The 15508-nt window shown below is 43.4% G+C and carries 10 protein-coding genes; 4 read left to right on the top strand and 6 right to left on the bottom strand.

Annotated features, from left to right (window positions below; translation table 11 throughout):
* Positions 1-60 precede the first annotated feature (60 nt).
* From WKK05_RS35985 to aroC, 4 genes are all read left to right on the top strand, one after another.
* Positions 61-3090, top strand: a complete 3030-nt coding sequence (locus tag WKK05_RS35985) for a DUF1574 family protein (protein ID WP_341527732.1) — start codon at positions 61-63, stop codon at positions 3088-3090.
* A 186-nt stretch (positions 3091-3276) separates the two neighbouring features.
* Positions 3277-4776, top strand: a complete 1500-nt coding sequence (locus WKK05_RS35980) for an MBOAT family protein (protein WP_341527731.1) — start codon at positions 3277-3279, stop codon at positions 4774-4776.
* Between the two features lie 450 nt (positions 4777-5226).
* Positions 5227-6309, top strand: a complete 1083-nt coding sequence (gene psbA, locus WKK05_RS35975) for a photosystem II q(b) protein (RefSeq protein WP_341527730.1) — start codon at positions 5227-5229, stop codon at positions 6307-6309.
* 249 nt (positions 6310-6558) lie between these two features.
* A complete protein-coding gene (gene aroC, locus WKK05_RS35970) occupies positions 6559-7647 on the top strand; it encodes a chorismate synthase (protein ID WP_341527729.1) in 1089 nt (362 codons plus the stop codon).
* 167 nt (positions 7648-7814) lie between these two features.
* Here the strand turns inward: aroC and opcA are convergent, their stop codons facing one another.
* The 6 genes from opcA to WKK05_RS35940 all read right to left on the bottom strand — a co-directional run bounded on the left by opcA (position 7815) and on the right by WKK05_RS35940 (position 15245).
* On the bottom strand, positions 7815-9194 hold the full coding sequence (gene opcA, locus WKK05_RS35965) for a glucose-6-phosphate dehydrogenase assembly protein OpcA (protein WP_341527728.1): 1380 nt from the start codon (positions 9192-9194) through the stop codon (positions 7815-7817).
* Positions 9195-9383: 189 nt separating this feature from the next.
* Positions 9384-10913: a glucose-6-phosphate dehydrogenase gene (gene zwf, locus WKK05_RS35960; RefSeq protein WP_341527727.1), complete on the bottom strand. Its 1530-nt coding sequence runs from the start codon at positions 10911-10913 to the stop codon at positions 9384-9386.
* 179 nt (positions 10914-11092) lie between these two features.
* Positions 11093-12238 carry a transaldolase gene (gene tal, locus WKK05_RS35955; RefSeq protein WP_341527726.1) on the bottom strand — a complete coding sequence of 382 codons (1146 nt, stop codon included), beginning with the start codon at positions 12236-12238 and terminating at the stop codon, positions 11093-11095.
* Between the two features lie 321 nt (positions 12239-12559).
* A complete protein-coding gene (fbp, locus tag WKK05_RS35950) occupies positions 12560-13609 on the bottom strand; it encodes a class 1 fructose-bisphosphatase (RefSeq protein ID WP_341527725.1) in 1050 nt (349 codons plus the stop codon).
* Between the two features lie 619 nt (positions 13610-14228).
* Complete coding sequence (locus WKK05_RS35945) at positions 14229-14516, bottom strand: RNA-binding protein (RefSeq protein ID WP_341527724.1); 288 nt, start codon at positions 14514-14516, stop codon at positions 14229-14231.
* Between the two features lie 510 nt (positions 14517-15026).
* Positions 15027-15245 carry a hypothetical protein gene (locus WKK05_RS35940; protein WP_341527723.1) on the bottom strand — a complete coding sequence of 73 codons (219 nt, stop codon included), beginning with the start codon at positions 15243-15245 and terminating at the stop codon, positions 15027-15029.
* Between the last annotated feature and the right edge of the window lie 263 nt (positions 15246-15508).

Here is a 15508-nt window from a genome sequence, read left to right as displayed (position 1 = left end):
TCTAGTTTACAAGTGCAGGCACTATCCCCCAATAATCGCTTCCCGTAAAGTTAACTGCCGATGAAAACAGTATTACCAGACCGTCAGCAATCCTTAGTGCAATTGGTCAGCCAAGCAACAGGGATCAACACTTTTGGGGTGAAAGTCCGGTTGCGGGGAAACGACCTTCATATTCTTTGTGAAGGTACAGACTGTCCGCAACGTTGGCAAACTCTGTCTGACTTGCTGCAAGCATTACAACAGGCAGACTTGGATAGCCTCACCAGCAGCGAACAACCCTCAATATACCAAGTATTTGTCTACGGGCGAAAGAAAGAGGAACAGCGCCCCCAATGGTGTCATCGGGTTTACTTGAATCAAATAGAACGGCATTTGGAGCAGGTGAATCAAGCCCTGTTAGTAGACTCGGAAAAATCAAAACAACCTGGCGGGGCGCTGATTGTCTCTAACGAAAGTTTGGCACGCCAAGGATACCCAGATGCTATTGCTCGTTATCTTAGCGAAACTTTGAGTACGTTGGGGGTGGCAGTACAGGTAAAGATTAAGAAATATCAACCCAAACTGAACTCCCAGCCTGAAGAAAATCGCCTGTGGATATTTTGTCAATCGAGCTATAGCCCAGATGCGTCATTACTTGCGGAACCAATAGCTCAGAAATTACGTAATTTAGAGCTTTCGGGCTACCAGGATGCGGTTATTGTTTCGCAAGTGAGTGGCGAAACAGCACCTGATTGGCTGCTGCGGGTGGATCTAACGCCTCCAGAGGTGATGCTCAAGGAATGGGGGCGTTGGGGAGATGTGCAAGCGATCGCCCGCCTGTTGACGGAAGTATTTTCCGCCTTCAAAATTGCTGTCCAGGCTTCTCTGCAAGAATCAACCCTACATATCTTTTGCACAAGAGTTTTTGACCCCTTAGAAACCGCTCCAGCGCCAGATAAAGCGTTGTGCTTGGAGACAATTTCACCACTGCTCGAAGCGCTTGCTCCCCAAGGCATTGTCGCTGCCACGATGTACGGGCAGAAAACAGGTGAGAAGCAACCTGCTTGGATCGATTGGCTTTCATTACCTGCGGCGGCTCATCCAGCTTTAGCAACATCACCGTTAGATTTGGCAACTACTGGCGATGAAGGAGCGATCGTCTTTCTATTGGAACGCTTACTCAATCCTGAGTTGGATTGGCGTCTTTTGACAGGTGGGATACGCGTACTTTTACTAAATAAAGGCGATTTATTGCACATTATGTGCGATGCACCTGTTTGTCCCGCGCGTCAACAAATCGCCAGCAAAGTTGCTCAGTTTGTCCGTCAGTTAAAAATTCCTGGCATTAAAGGGGTACGAGTTTACGGACGCCGTGCTGGTAATAAAGAACCTTTTTGGCATTACGGAGTTGATTTTGAGCATCGCCAACGTTTAGTCCCAGAAGCAACCCCAGAATTCGCTGCGGCTTCTCAATATGTTAGCGATCTGATAACTTCTGACACAAGCGAGCCGATTTTCCGCCCTGATTTAACTACAGAAGAAGTTCAAACTTTTGTTAAGAAAGTGGCACGGGATTGGCTGGTAACGACAAGTGCCACAGCGAAAAAATGGCTGTTAGGAACGCAGCTATTTACCGAAAATCAGCAATCAGCACAGCAAAACCCTGACGCTCAAGGGCTGAAAGTAGCTTTGGTTTGGGGAAGTTTGGGATTATTACTTACCCTGCAAACTGACTGGGTGTTGGGTGAAATCATCACCCGCACTATGCCAGCTACACCAAGTGCTGCTAATATCTCGCCCTCAACTTCAGAGCAAAAAGCATCATTGACATCTCAGAAAAGTCAGACTGAAAGAACGGCATTTTTAACCAATACTCCCAAGGGAAAAACTCCGCAAAATAGTAGTTCTGTGTTTAATGCGTCTGAGTTTACTCAAAGTAATGATAATCAAACAACGAATTTGGCAGCCGCACCATTAAAAGAAAAAGCTACTGCAACCGCTATCCTGTTGGCAGCGCGATCGCAAATGCCAAGTTTCAATGTTAGACAGTTAGATGAGCAACTAGCGTTGTATAAAGAGCGATTGTCTAGAACTGGTAAACCTCCAGATGTTTTAGTTATTGGCTCTTCTCGCGCCCTCAGAGGAGTTGATCCGGCAGCGCTTTCTAAAATTTTGGGGACTCAGGGTTATAAAAATATTGATGTATTTAACTTTGGTATTAACGGAGCCACAGCACAAGTTGTAGACTTTCTTGTCCGTCAAGTTTTAGAACCATCAGAACTACCAAAACTCATTCTGTGGGCAGATGGCGCTCGTGCTTTCAACAGTGGTCGCGAGGATATAACCTTTAAAGCGATCACCTCGTCAAAGGGCTATAAACAGGCTTTGCAGAAAGAATTAACAACCGAGAGTAGTGAAGATGTCATTAAAACTTCTGCAAATTCTTCTAACGAGCAAAAAATAAAAGAAGAAAAACAGGAGATTAACGGCTATCAAGCCGTAGATCAGTGGTTAAATGAAGCTTTAGCTACTGTTTCTGCTACCTACCAAAACCGCGACCAGTTCAAGAGTTTATTACAAAAACAACTAAACTCATTGCCTTTGGTTAGCGATCATGCTCAAACAGTCACATCACAAGCCAAGTCAACAACTGATGGTACAGAAGAAGATACTTCCTTGCAAGCAGTTGACTTTGATGGTTTTCTACCTTTATCTATCCGCTTCAATCCTAGTAGGTATTATCAAAAACATTCCAAAGTCCCAGGAAATTATGACAACGACTATAAATCCTTCCAAGTAGGAGGTCAGCAAGATGCTGCCTTACAATCTTTGCTTGGGTTTACCCAGTCTCATAAAATTCCCTTGGTATTTGTCAATATGCCTCTTACCGCAGAATATTTAGATCCAGTTCGGAAAAAATATGAGCAAGAATTTCAGCAATATATGTTGCGGCTTGCGACTAGTCCTAACTTTATCTATCGCGATTTAAGCCAACAGTGGCCAAAAGCAAACGACTACTTTTCTGACCCCAGCCACCTGAATCGATTTGGTGCATACGAAGTTTCCAAAAAGCTGGCTAATGACCCAATGATTCCTTGGTCAGCTAAGTAGAGCAGAGGAGCAGGGGGCAGGGGAGACAAGGGGAAGAAATACTGAGAAATAACTCTTGACCTTGGTTCTTGTACAGACGCGTAGACGCTCGAAGAGCGGCTTCTCGTAAGGGTATAATCGCGTCTCTACTCCTAACTCAGCACCTCAATGCCCAATGACAAATGACAAATGACAAATGACTAACCAATGAAATTTATCTCAATTTTTTATGGGCTGTTCTTGCTGAGTGTATTAGGAATTTACTGGTCTTTAGCAGAACAAAAATTGCGGTTATGGACGCTGTTAATTGCCAGTCTTGTTTTCTATGCATCTTTAAATGTTCAGTATGTCCCATTGCTATTAGCGCTAACTTTTATTAATTTTCGGGTTGGGCTAGAAATTGGTAAAAATACCTCACCTGGAAAACATTCTCTTGACTGGCAAATCTCGAATGAAGAGTGGCAATTTGCTCAAGGTGATTGGAATCTTAGACGTTTGAAACTTTTATGGTTCGGTATAGTTTTAAATGTTGTATTGTTATTAGGGTTTAAGTATTTATCTCCTTTAGTCAATTTATTAATTCCTTTAGAGAGAAATTCACCAGATAGCCCTTTTAAATTGATTGCTCCTTTAGGAATTTCATTTTTTACTTTTGAGTGTATTGCCTATTTAATAGATGTTTATCGCGGCGCTCCTGCTACTGACCAGTTTCTCAAATTTGCGACATATAAATTATTCTTCGCCAAACTAATTTCAGGGCCAATTACTCGTTACCACAACTTAGCAAGTCAATTAAATACGCTGCACTTTCCGACTGCTAATAGAGTTGCAGAGGCACTGTGGTTGATTGCTAGAGGGGCAGTCAAAAAAGGTATTCTTGCAGACAATTTGGGCATTTTTGTCGATTTATGTTTTGGTAACCTGCAACGGGCAGGTAGTACTGATCTTTGGTTAGCTACATTTGCTTACGGCTTACAGTTATATTTGGATTTCAATGGTTATGTAGACATTGCCCGCGGTACTGCTTTGCTCTTCGGCTTAGTTCTACCTGAAAATTTTGACTTTCCCTACTTCACTACAAGCATTGGAGAATTCTGGCGACGCTGGCACATAACCCTAGGAGATTGGCTGCGTAATTATGTTTACTTTCCTTTGGGTGGTTCTCGCCAAGGTTTAATCCGCACTTGCTGGAATTTGTTCATTGTCATGTTGATTGCTGGAGTCTGGCACGGTTCTGCTTGGGGTTTTGTCGTATGGGGAGCATTCCACGGTTTAGCTTTAGTTGTTCATCGACTTACAAATGCTCTAGGCGATCGCTTTGAAAATCTGGAAAAATTCTGGCACAACCCTCTGGGTATACTTTCAGCTTGGTTTTTGACCCAACTCATGGTTTTTATCTCTTGGATCTGGTTTCGCCTACCAAACCTCCAAGACTCTTCTGTAGTACTGCGGCATCTTTGGGGCTATCCAGCCGATCAACAATTTGCTCAAAAAGTTTATGTAGAAGCCTTGAACATGAGTCAATACCAACTCGCTTGGGTATTGGGAACTTTAGCTGCCCTCATGGCTATAGTCTATACCTTTAGCCGGAAGTTAAAGTTAGATTTTAACTGGCCGCTCAAGCTAGTCTTCGTTCCTCTTTGCCTTTATGCTGTTTGGTTATTTGCTCCAGAAGGCAGTTTGCCTTACATCTACTTTGATTTTTAATTAAAACCTCTCTATATGAACAGGGTAGATAATGCCTATCCTGTTCAACTTTTTCAATAATTCAACAGATTAATTATTAAGTAATGTAAAGATTAAAAAACTACAGCAATGCCTTCCTTCTCCTATCAAAGACACTTTATTTAGCTTGCTTACACGTATCGCTAAAGCGAAAGCTCTGCTAACGCGCAGCGTCCCGCAGGGAAGTGGTACGAGAGGCTACGCTAACGCGATCGCCAACTCCTTCAAGGCTTTTAAACCTTGAATACAGTAATTTTATAATTGATTCTTCTGGAAGGTAAACTTTACATTCATGTGAGTTTAATAAGAAAAAAATATTACAAACTATTAAGCGAAATATTGAGTACAAGTAAGTTAATGTAGACTTGTTTCATCAGGCAGAAAAAAATCCGCCTACTTCATTTTTAATAAACACACAGCACTTATAAAACAATGACCACAACCTTACAACGTCGCGAAAGCGCCAACGTTTGGGAACGGTTTTGCAATTGGATCACCAGCACTGAAAACCGGATTTATGTCGGTTGGTTCGGTGTATTGATGATCCCTACCTTGCTAGCCGCTACCGTCTGCTTCATCATCGCATTCGTCGCTGCTCCTCCAGTAGACATCGATGGTATCCGCGAACCAGTAGCAGGTTCTTTGATATACGGAAACAACATCATCTCTGGTGCAGTTGTTCCTTCTTCAAATGCGATCGGTTTGCACTTCTACCCAATCTGGGAAGCAGCTTCCTTAGATGAATGGTTGTACAACGGTGGCCCTTACCAATTGGTGGTTTTCCACTTCTTAATCGGTTGTGCTTGCTACATGGGCCGTCAGTGGGAATTGTCCTACCGCTTGGGTATGCGTCCTTGGATCTGCGTAGCTTACAGCGCACCTTTGGCTTCCGCAGCGGCAGTATTGTTGATCTACCCAATTGGTCAAGGTTCTTTCTCCGATGGTATGCCTTTGGGTATCTCTGGAACCTTCAACTTCATGATTGTGTTCCAAGCTGAACACAACATCTTGATGCACCCCTTCCATATGTTAGGTGTGGCTGGTGTATTCGGCGGTTCCTTGTTCTCTGCAATGCACGGTTCTTTGGTAACCTCTTCCTTGGTGCGTGAAACCACCGAAACCGAATCTCTAAACTACGGTTACAAGTTCGGTCAAGAAGAAGAAACCTACAACATCGTTGCAGCCCACGGCTACTTCGGTCGTCTAATCTTCCAATACGCTTCTTTCAACAACAGCCGTTCACTCCACTTCTTCTTAGCAGCATGGCCTGTCGTCGGTATCTGGTTCACTGCTTTGGGTGTCAGCACGATGGCATTCAACCTGAATGGTTTCAACTTTAACCAATCAGTAATTGACTCTCAAGGTCGCGTCATCAACACTTGGGCAGACGTAATCAACCGCGCTAACTTGGGTATGGAAGTAATGCACGAGCGTAACGCTCACAACTTCCCCCTAGACTTAGCTGCTGGTGAAGCTGCTCCTGTTGCTCTAACTGCTCCTGCTATCAACGGTTAATACTGAAGATTAGCTAAATAAAAAGCGCCCTGCCGTTTGGCAGGGCGCTTTTTGCTTTGAGGGATGACATATAACTCCTCTTCCTTGCAGCCCTAGTGATTTTATCTCAGTAAAAAATATAAATTTAGATATATTTGGATAAATTGGAAAGAGAAAGACAACAAGTACTATAAAAACAACAAAAACACAAATTAACTTTTGCCAAAACTCTAGTTAAAATACATAAGCCTCATTTTTTTCCTCAATAACATGGGCAATACTTTCGGGCATCTATTTCGCATCACTACTTTTGGTGAGTCTCACGGCGGCGGTGTGGGGGTTGTGATTGATGGTTGTCCTCCACAGCTAGAAATTTCAACTGAAGAAATTCAAGTAGAACTAGATAGAAGGCGTCCAGGACAAAGTAAAATTACGACCCCTCGTAAAGAAGCAGACACCTGCGAGATACTTTCTGGCGTATTTGAGGGGAAAACTCTGGGAACGCCGATATCAATTTTGGTGCGGAATAAAGACACTCGTCCCCAAGACTATGATGAGATGGCCGAAAAGTATCGCCCTTCTCATGCAGATGCGACTTATGATGCCAAATATGGCATTCGCAATTGGCAAGGTGGGGGAAGATCATCAGCACGTGAGACAATTGGAAGAGTAGCAGCAGGTGCGATCGCTAAAAAAATTCTCCGTCAAGTTGCTAATGTAGAAGTTATCGCTTACGTCAAGCGCATTAAAGACTTAGAAGGTGTTGTTGATCCAAATACCGTCACCTTAGAACAAGTGGAAAGCAATATTGTCCGCTGTCCCGATGCTGAAACTGGCGATCGCATGATTGAATTAATCGAGCAAATTGGCAGACAAGGTGATTCCATCGGCGGTGTAGTGGAATGTGTGGCGCGGAATGTGCCGAAAGGTTTGGGTGAACCAGTATTTGATAAATTAGAAGCAGATATCGCTAAAGGTGTCTTGTCTCTCCCTGCTAGCAAAGGGTTTGAAATTGGTTCTGGTTTTGCAGGAACCCTGTTAACAGGAATTGAGCATAACGACGAATTTTATATTGATGAGAATGGTGAAATTCGGACTGTAACTAACCGTTCTGGCGGTATTCAGGGAGGAATTTCCAACGGGGAAAATATTATCTTGCGGGTTGCCTTTAAGCCAACAGCAACAATTAGAAAAGAGCAAAAAACAGTAACTCGTGAGGGCGAAGAAACGCTATTAGCAGCTAAAGGACGGCATGACCCTTGTGTGCTACCGCGTGCAGTTCCAATGGTGGAGGCGATGGTGGCATTGGTGCTGTGTGACCACTTATTGCGGCATCATGCTCAGTGCAAGGTGTTGTAAGACTTTGAGGCGATCAGATTGCTGAAAAATGTCAAAGGTCTAATGCAGCATAGAATTTGCGAAAAATTCGCTAGCAAGAGAAAACCCTCCAGATTTTTGGAATATCCAATCATCTAGAGAGTTTATCTTTTTCGTATTTTGGGAAATTTGATTCTTTCTAGGCAAACCTAACTATTCGTTTCCAATTTGAGAATCTTCGCTATTATCCCCAGACTTTCTTCAAACAGCGACTCGCGACCCCAGCGTTGCACCTGCTGACTTAGTAATGCTTCCGCTTTTTGTTCCGAAAGTGAACTCACTTGTTGAAATAGACCTGCGGCTTGAGCTCCGCCGTGGGTTTCCATCCGCATACAACCACCTGTTTCTGAGCAGATTACTGTACCACAATCAGCTTGCGGATTGGTCGAACTGAGGCGTAAAGCAATCAAGTCACCGCTGATATCACCCGCATCAGCAACTGGGACTCCCGCTAACTCAACTTCCACTTGTCGCTGGTTTTTTGCAATGAAGCGAATGCGAGTGATTTCATAATCTCCGCTTTCCCTTTGATAAGAAACTGGTAACCATTCTAATCGGCTCGCTAGCCAACCCAGGAACAGCAGTCCTTGGGCGGGATTGCCTTTTTCATAATCAATAGTTACTCTATCAATTTCTGCGATCGCAGCACGACGATGGGGTGGGTCGTAGGCTTCAGCTGTCAACTCTTGCCATCCTGAGAGGCGACGCCAGTTGAGGTCAGCTAAGGGAACGCCAACTTCTACCAACTCTTGTAAGCGAAGTAAATCAGTTTCTGCGGCGTTAAAGCGGCACGAATCCACAATTACATTATTGCAAACTGCTGCCAGCCGCTTGAATAAACCGTTGTTGGGGTCTGGTGTTGCTTTCCACCAAAGAAACTTCGGTAAACCGCCAATCAACAACGCTGGAATCATCCCACCCACACGTTCCAAAGCGGCGGCTGTGCCACTAAGAGTGATATATTCGCAGCAAATGAGTGTACTTGATGATTGCTTTTGGATAGGGCAATAAGCAGAAACTTGAGCCTTGACTCCTTCATCTTCTCCAGCAATTGGAAACAGAGCAATGATCCGGCAAGGGTTGCGGAGGGCAATTTCATCAGCAATTGTAGGACTTGTGGCATTATAGCTATAGCTATTACCACCAGAACCATTCTCTCCTGTAGCCCCGTTGCCTTGAAGTTTGGCGAATTCTTCTCGCAAAACGGTTACCGTTTCAGGTGTTGTGGTTCCAGTTTCTGCTAGTCCATATTTTTTCTGTACTTGCCGTAAAGCTGTATCTGTCTGCGGCCCTAAAATTCCATCAATTGGGCCGTTGTAAAATCCTAATGCAGCCAATAGATACTGAGTTTCTTCCGGTTCGTAAACAACTAGCGTAAAAGTAGTGGCCCGAGTGGCAGCAGGAAGTCCACCGTCTTCACCGGTAATGCCGTAGCTTTGCCAAATTTGATTAAGTTCCGCATCTATTTCGGAGAGCGAAATATCCTTCGGTGCCTGAAGTGAAAAAATGGTAGGAGCTTGGGGAGTCATAGCAATCGTTTTGAGTTTTCAGCTTTGTTTTTTGAATAGGTTAGAAGTTAAGAGTTATGAGTAGAGACACGATTAATCGCGTCTGTACAGGAGTGATGAGTTAGGAGTTACGAACTAGCCATAACTCATCACTTGCATAGGAATTAGGAATTAGGAATTATTAACTCATAACTCATAACTCATCACTTTCTACAGTCTGCGCCAGCGACGACCATCCTGGTTAATTAAGAATTCTGCTTCTGCTGGTTCCCAAGTACCAGCTTCGTACTGCGGAATAAAGGTTGGATCTGCGGGTGCATCCCAAACTGAAAGGGCTGGAGTTACTACTTGCCAAGCTGCTTCCACTTCGTCTGCCCGTGTGAACAATGTTTGATCGCCCATCATACAATCGAGAAATAGGCGGTCATAGGCATCGGAAGTTGCTTCGATACCAAAGGAACCATAACTAAAATCCATGTCTACCGAACGAGTACGGAATTCTGCTCCAGGCATTTTGACATCAAAACGTAGAGAAATACCTTCATTTGGCTGAATCCGCATCGCCAAAATATTAGCGTTTGTTTGTCGCGCAGCAGATTGAAACATCCGAGAAGGAACTTCGCGGAAGTGGATCGAAATCTCACTAACTTTTTTCGGCATTCGTTTGCCTGTACGCAAATAGAAGGGAACACCTTGCCAGCGCCAGTTGTCAACCAAAAACTTCATCGCTACATAAGTCGGTGTTGTAGAGTTAGGATCAACCCCTGGTTCTGTACGATATCCTGGTACTGGTTGACCCTTCATCCAACCAGCACTATATTGACCGCGTACTGCTGAACGTGATAGATCGTGAACATTAGCTAAACGAGTAGCTTGCAGTGCCTTAACTTTTTCTGTGCGAATACTGTCGGCATCCATTGAGTTAGGAGCCTCCATTGCAGTTAGGCAGTAAAGTTGCATCAGGTGGTTTTGCAACATATCCCGCAGTGCACCAGCGCTTTCATAGTAACCAGCGCGGTCTTCCACTCCCACGGTTTCTGCTACCGTAATTTGAACGTGGTCAACAAAATGACGATTCCATAACGGTTCAAAAATCGCATTGGCGAAGCGAAACACTAGCAGGTTTTGAACTGTCTCTTTACCTAAATAGTGGTCAATGCGATAAACTTGATTTTCTTTGCAGTATTTCTGCACAACTTGGTTAAGGCTTTGAGCCGATGCCAAGTCTCGACCAAAGGGTTTTTCAATTACTAGACGATGCTTGTAGGGGTCGTCTAGCATCCCAGCTGTTCCTAATTGCCTGATTGCCTCTGGAAAGAATTTCGGAGCAACTGAGAGGTAGAACATTCGGTTCCCGCGTGTACCCCGTTTCTCGTCTAATTCATCCAACAAGTTTTTCAGTTTCTGGTAGCCTTCAGGGTCATCTATATCCCCAGGTGAATAGAACAAACCTTGTGAGAAGTCTTGCCAGAGTTCTTCCGGGTCAACACCACCATGAGCTTCTTCCATGCCCTTCCGCATCTGTTCGCGGAAGTACTCGTGGCTCCACTCTCGACGTGCTACGCCGACAATGGTGGTTTCTGGTGGAATGCGCCTCTCCCGCCGCAATTTGTAGAGTGCTGGGACTAATTTGCGCCAGGTAAGGTCACCAGAAGCGCCAAAAATAACTATAGTTTGGGGTTCGGGCATCCCTTGCTGTTGCAGACCAACGCGCAAGGGATTTTCTAGCAGACTGACCATAACAATTTTGGATTTTAGATTAGGGATTTTGGATTAGGGACTGGGGATTGGGTATTGGGTATTGGGGAAGGTGGAGCCCCCTCTGGGGATAAAAGGTAATGGGTATTGGGGATCGGGAAAAATTAAATTCCTAGTCCCAAGTTCCCAGCTCCTAGTCCCCAGTTCCCTGTCCCCAGCCCCTACACTGGCGACAATACCTTGATTTTGTCTTCTAAAGAGTTCATCAAGGACTGGAAGGGCTGGACAAACTTTTCAATGCCTTCAACTAACAGTTCGTCCATGACTGCATTGATATCGATGTTGATGTCGGGATCTTTGAGGTTTTCGATCAGCGTGTAAGCTTCTTCTACGTGGGTTTCTACGCGACTAGCTACATTGCAGTGGTCAGCGCAAGCTTTAATGGTCGCAGGTGGTAGGGTGTTAACAGTATCTGACCCAATCAACTCATCGACATACATCACGTCGCTATATTCGGGGTCTTTGGTACTGGTGCTTGCCCAAAGTAGCCGTTGTACTTTTGCTCCTTTTGCTGCCAAAGCTTGCCACTGTTCGCTTTGAATAATTTTCTTGTATTCTTGATAGGCAATCTTAGCGTTAGCGATCGCTACTTTTCCTTTGACAGCTTTCAGCTTTGCTTCCACGGCAATATCATCAACGCCTTTCTTCAACTTAGCATCAATTTTGGCGTCAATGTTACTATCAATTCGGCTCAGAAAGAAGCTTGCCACTGAAGCAATTTGGCTGATGTCTTTACCCTCAGCTACCCGTTTTTCTAAGCCACGAATATAAGCCCAAGCTGTGTTTATGTAGCTTTCCACAGAAAACAGCAGCGTAATGTTGACATTCATGCCTTCGGCTATTACCTGTTCGACTGCTGGCAAACCAGCCTCTGTGCCGGGAATTTTAATCATCAGATTTTCCCGTCCAATTTCTTGGAAATAGCGCCGCGCTTCGTTTATTGTTGCTTGAGTATCATGGGCGATGGTTGGCGGTACTTCTATACTCACATAACCATCTAGCTTATTCGAGCTTTCATATACAGGGCGCAGAATATCACAGGCATTGCGAATATCTGCAAAAATTAGCGACTCATAAATTTTGTCTATTGGTAAGCCAGCGCGAACTCCGGCTTCAATATCGGCATCATAAATGACATTACCGATGATCGCTTTTTCAAAGATGGCTGGGTTAGAAGTAATCCCAGTAATTCCTTGATTTTCAACCAAGTCTTTGAGTTCACCTGATTGAACAATGTCACGGCTCAAATTATCCATCCAGATACTTTGACCGTATTGTTTAATCTCTAGTAGATGATTGGTTGCCATAGCTTTAGTTTATTTCACTCCTGTTAATGATGTTTTTAAGTGAAGTTGACAAAACCCATCAAATAAATATTGATGGTGACTTTTGAATTTTGGCGTTGTCAATCACTTATTGCATCGACCAGCTGAGGTAATCTTTAATTCACATTCAAAAAGCGCTATTCTGCATTCCCAATCTCAAAGCTCCTTAATTAAGTTTTAATTACTTGCGTATAATATCTAGTACAGCACGGCGGAATTGACCTCCCTTTCTTTTTACACAGTGTTAAAAGCCTAAGTTACAAAGGTTTTGAAATTTTGGAATTTGAATTCCGTGTAGCGATATTAGTGGCCGTTTTGAATAAAAGACTCCACCTTTGCTACATCTTCTTTGCTACCAATAATTAGAGGCGTACGCTGATGCAATTTTTGCGGCACAACGTCCAAAATATCTAACAGTCCTGTAGTGGCACGACCACCTGCTTGCTCAATCAAAAAGGCTAAGGGAGCAGTTTCATAAAGTAAGCGTAATTTCCCTTCTGGTTTCTGAATGGTACCTGGATAGAGAAACACACCACCTTGAACTAAAATTCTATGAATGTCGCTGACCATTGCCCCACTATAACGAGCGGTATAGCCTTCTGTACGATGGACGTAGCGAATGTATTCTCGAATTGATTCTTCCCACTGCCAAAAATTTCCTTCATTAACGCTGTAAATAGGGCTGTGGTTAGGAATCCTAATATTTTCTTCTGTGAGAATAAACTCACCTAAGCTGGGATCAAGGGTAAAGGAATGAACCCCTGTACCTATAGTATAGACCAGCATTGTACTAGGGCCATACAGTATGTATCCAGCGGCGATTTGCTTACGTCCATTGGTAAGTAAGTCAGTCGCTTGCCCATCGCTATCGTCTCCTTCCTGCTGCCGAATCGCAAAAATAGAACCCAAACTAAGATTGGTATCGGTGTTGGATGAACCATCAATTGGGTCATATAACAGGGTATAGCGACCAATCGGACAGTTTTCAGGTATATAGTAAGGTTTTTCCATTTCCTCAGAAGCTAAGCGACAAACTAAGCCACTTTGCTTAAATACTGAGATAAATACATCGTTGGCATAGACATCCATCTTTTTGACGGATTCTCCCTGCACATTGACTTCCCCAGTAAATCCCAAAACGCCTTCCATTAAGCCAGCACGGCTGAGGCGGCGAGCAACGAGTTTACCTGCAAGGGCGATCCGATTCATCAGCGCACTTAAATCCTGTGCATCTGGTGAAAAACTCTGGAGTTGCTGTAGAACGTGACGAGATAAGGTTGTACAATCACGATCTAAAGCTTTGTCACTAGCATAGTCGATAGACAAATCTAAAGATTCTGGAGCTTGAGCCATTTTTATTTTCTCCCTAACGACTGGCCATTGACTGGTCGTCGTGCGTGACATTTTATGGTTGCTGCCTCTATCTTAGAAAGCTAATACTCTAAGTTAGATGTGATTTTAGATAAACTAAAGAAATGAATTTTTCCTGGCTCCTTTTCTGAGCGCATCTATGTGCAGTGGCTTGCCGAATACATTACCAATACTGAAAAATTGCTTAAGTAAATGTACTTAATATTTTAGGTAACTTAAATTTAGCCGCTAGGCGTTAGCCAAGAGTCAAAACCTTGAAGGTATTTTGATTGTTATTTAAAAATGATAGTAGTAGCTGCTTTTTAGCTTCTTGTACAAATAACCATTAGTTGGTTAGTTGTTAAATAAAGTAAATAAGCCTTGATTTAGTCATTATTTAGTTATGTTAATGACTACTCACCTCAGTACGAACTAAAATGGTGAGGCATCTCAAACAGGTCGTTTTAGAAAAACCGACTAGTCGTGATAAATGGCTGCCGCTCACAACTCGTCGGCCCCAGGTTGATAAAATTTTCTAATGCTTAGTTGTTTCTAGTAAATTTCAGCAGCCTATATCTTGCGTTACTAGAAAACAATCTGTTAAGATTAGCTCCCACCCCGATTAAAAATCTTGCTGTTTACCCCAACTACCACCTCGTCGATTATCCTCTCGTGGTTTAGCTTTATTTACTCTGAGTTGACGCCCCATCCATTCCGCACCATCTAACTCAGTGATAGCTGCATCTTCTTGAGCATCTTCATTCATCTCTACAAAAGCAAAGCCACGCATTCGGCCTGTTTCTTTGTCAGTAGGTAAGACAACTCTTTTAACTTCGCCGTAGTCAGCAAATACGGCTCTTAAGTCGGCTTCAGTAGCCTGGTAAGAGAGGTTTCCAACGTAAATAGTCATGTGGAATTACGTAAGTATCAACGAAGAGCGATTAGTTTAGCTAAACAACATCTAGCTAAATTGTAAATATTGCATAGTCTCCCATACAGAACTTAATTTATGAATCCTATAGGGGGGCATTATTTACAATTAGATGTGCTATACGGCCAAACTTACGCATACGCTCATATAATAGCTGATTGTGACATTTTTCAAAGTATGCGATTTTACAAACGCTTTTATATGCTGTTATGCAGCATATAGGCTAATTTTTATGTATTAAATGTTACTTTACTTGTGCTAATAACGCTTGGGATGGTAAGAAAAATTGAAATACTAGGGATGACAGTTATACCTCACCCTGATTAACTTTCGCTAGATTTTACTATTTTTTGATAGCTATATATATTATTTAACCCCCCACAGCCCTTTATTTCCTCCTTAAGTTAAAGAGTGAAAATAGGGGCTACAGGCGGTATAAGAAGGTTAAGTTTAGGGAAGGATTAATTCCCTCTAAGATGAGCAGAAAATTTATTCAATTGAAATCTGCTGCGGGCCAGTGGCTCTACCATTATGTGCATCAGTGGAGGTAGAAATATAACTGTTTGGTCGAGTTTGTTGATCTAGCCAGCTTTTAACAGGATCATCTGCAAGGCTAAGTCGAAGCACACCAGAGAATAAACCGCCCAGAAATGAGATTGGGTGCTGAGTAAATTCTTTGAATATGGGTGACAATTCATCAATAAACATTAAGAGTCTCCTGGCACTGCCGTAAAAAATTATTACTTCTTAATAGATCGTACCTTGGAGATTAGGGATTGGGGAGCCAGCCGCGTGCGGAGAGAAGTTTGGAGGCTTCCCCCCTTTGAGCAGACTGGCGTGATTGGTAAGACCTATCTCCCTACCTGTAGTCTTTCTGCCATCTCTAGCTCCCAGCGATGCACTGAGTTTCGACACTTCGACAAGCTCAGTGCATCGCTGCGCGGAAATCGAGCGAAGTCGAGATTCAACTA

Source organism: Nostoc sp. UHCC 0302 (assembly GCF_038096175.1).
In the GTDB taxonomy this organism is placed as follows: Bacteria; Cyanobacteriota; Cyanobacteriia; order Cyanobacteriales; family Nostocaceae; genus UHCC-0302.
The sequence above is the reverse complement of the archived record's forward strand: the minus strand, read 5'-3'. Positions and strand labels throughout refer to the sequence as shown.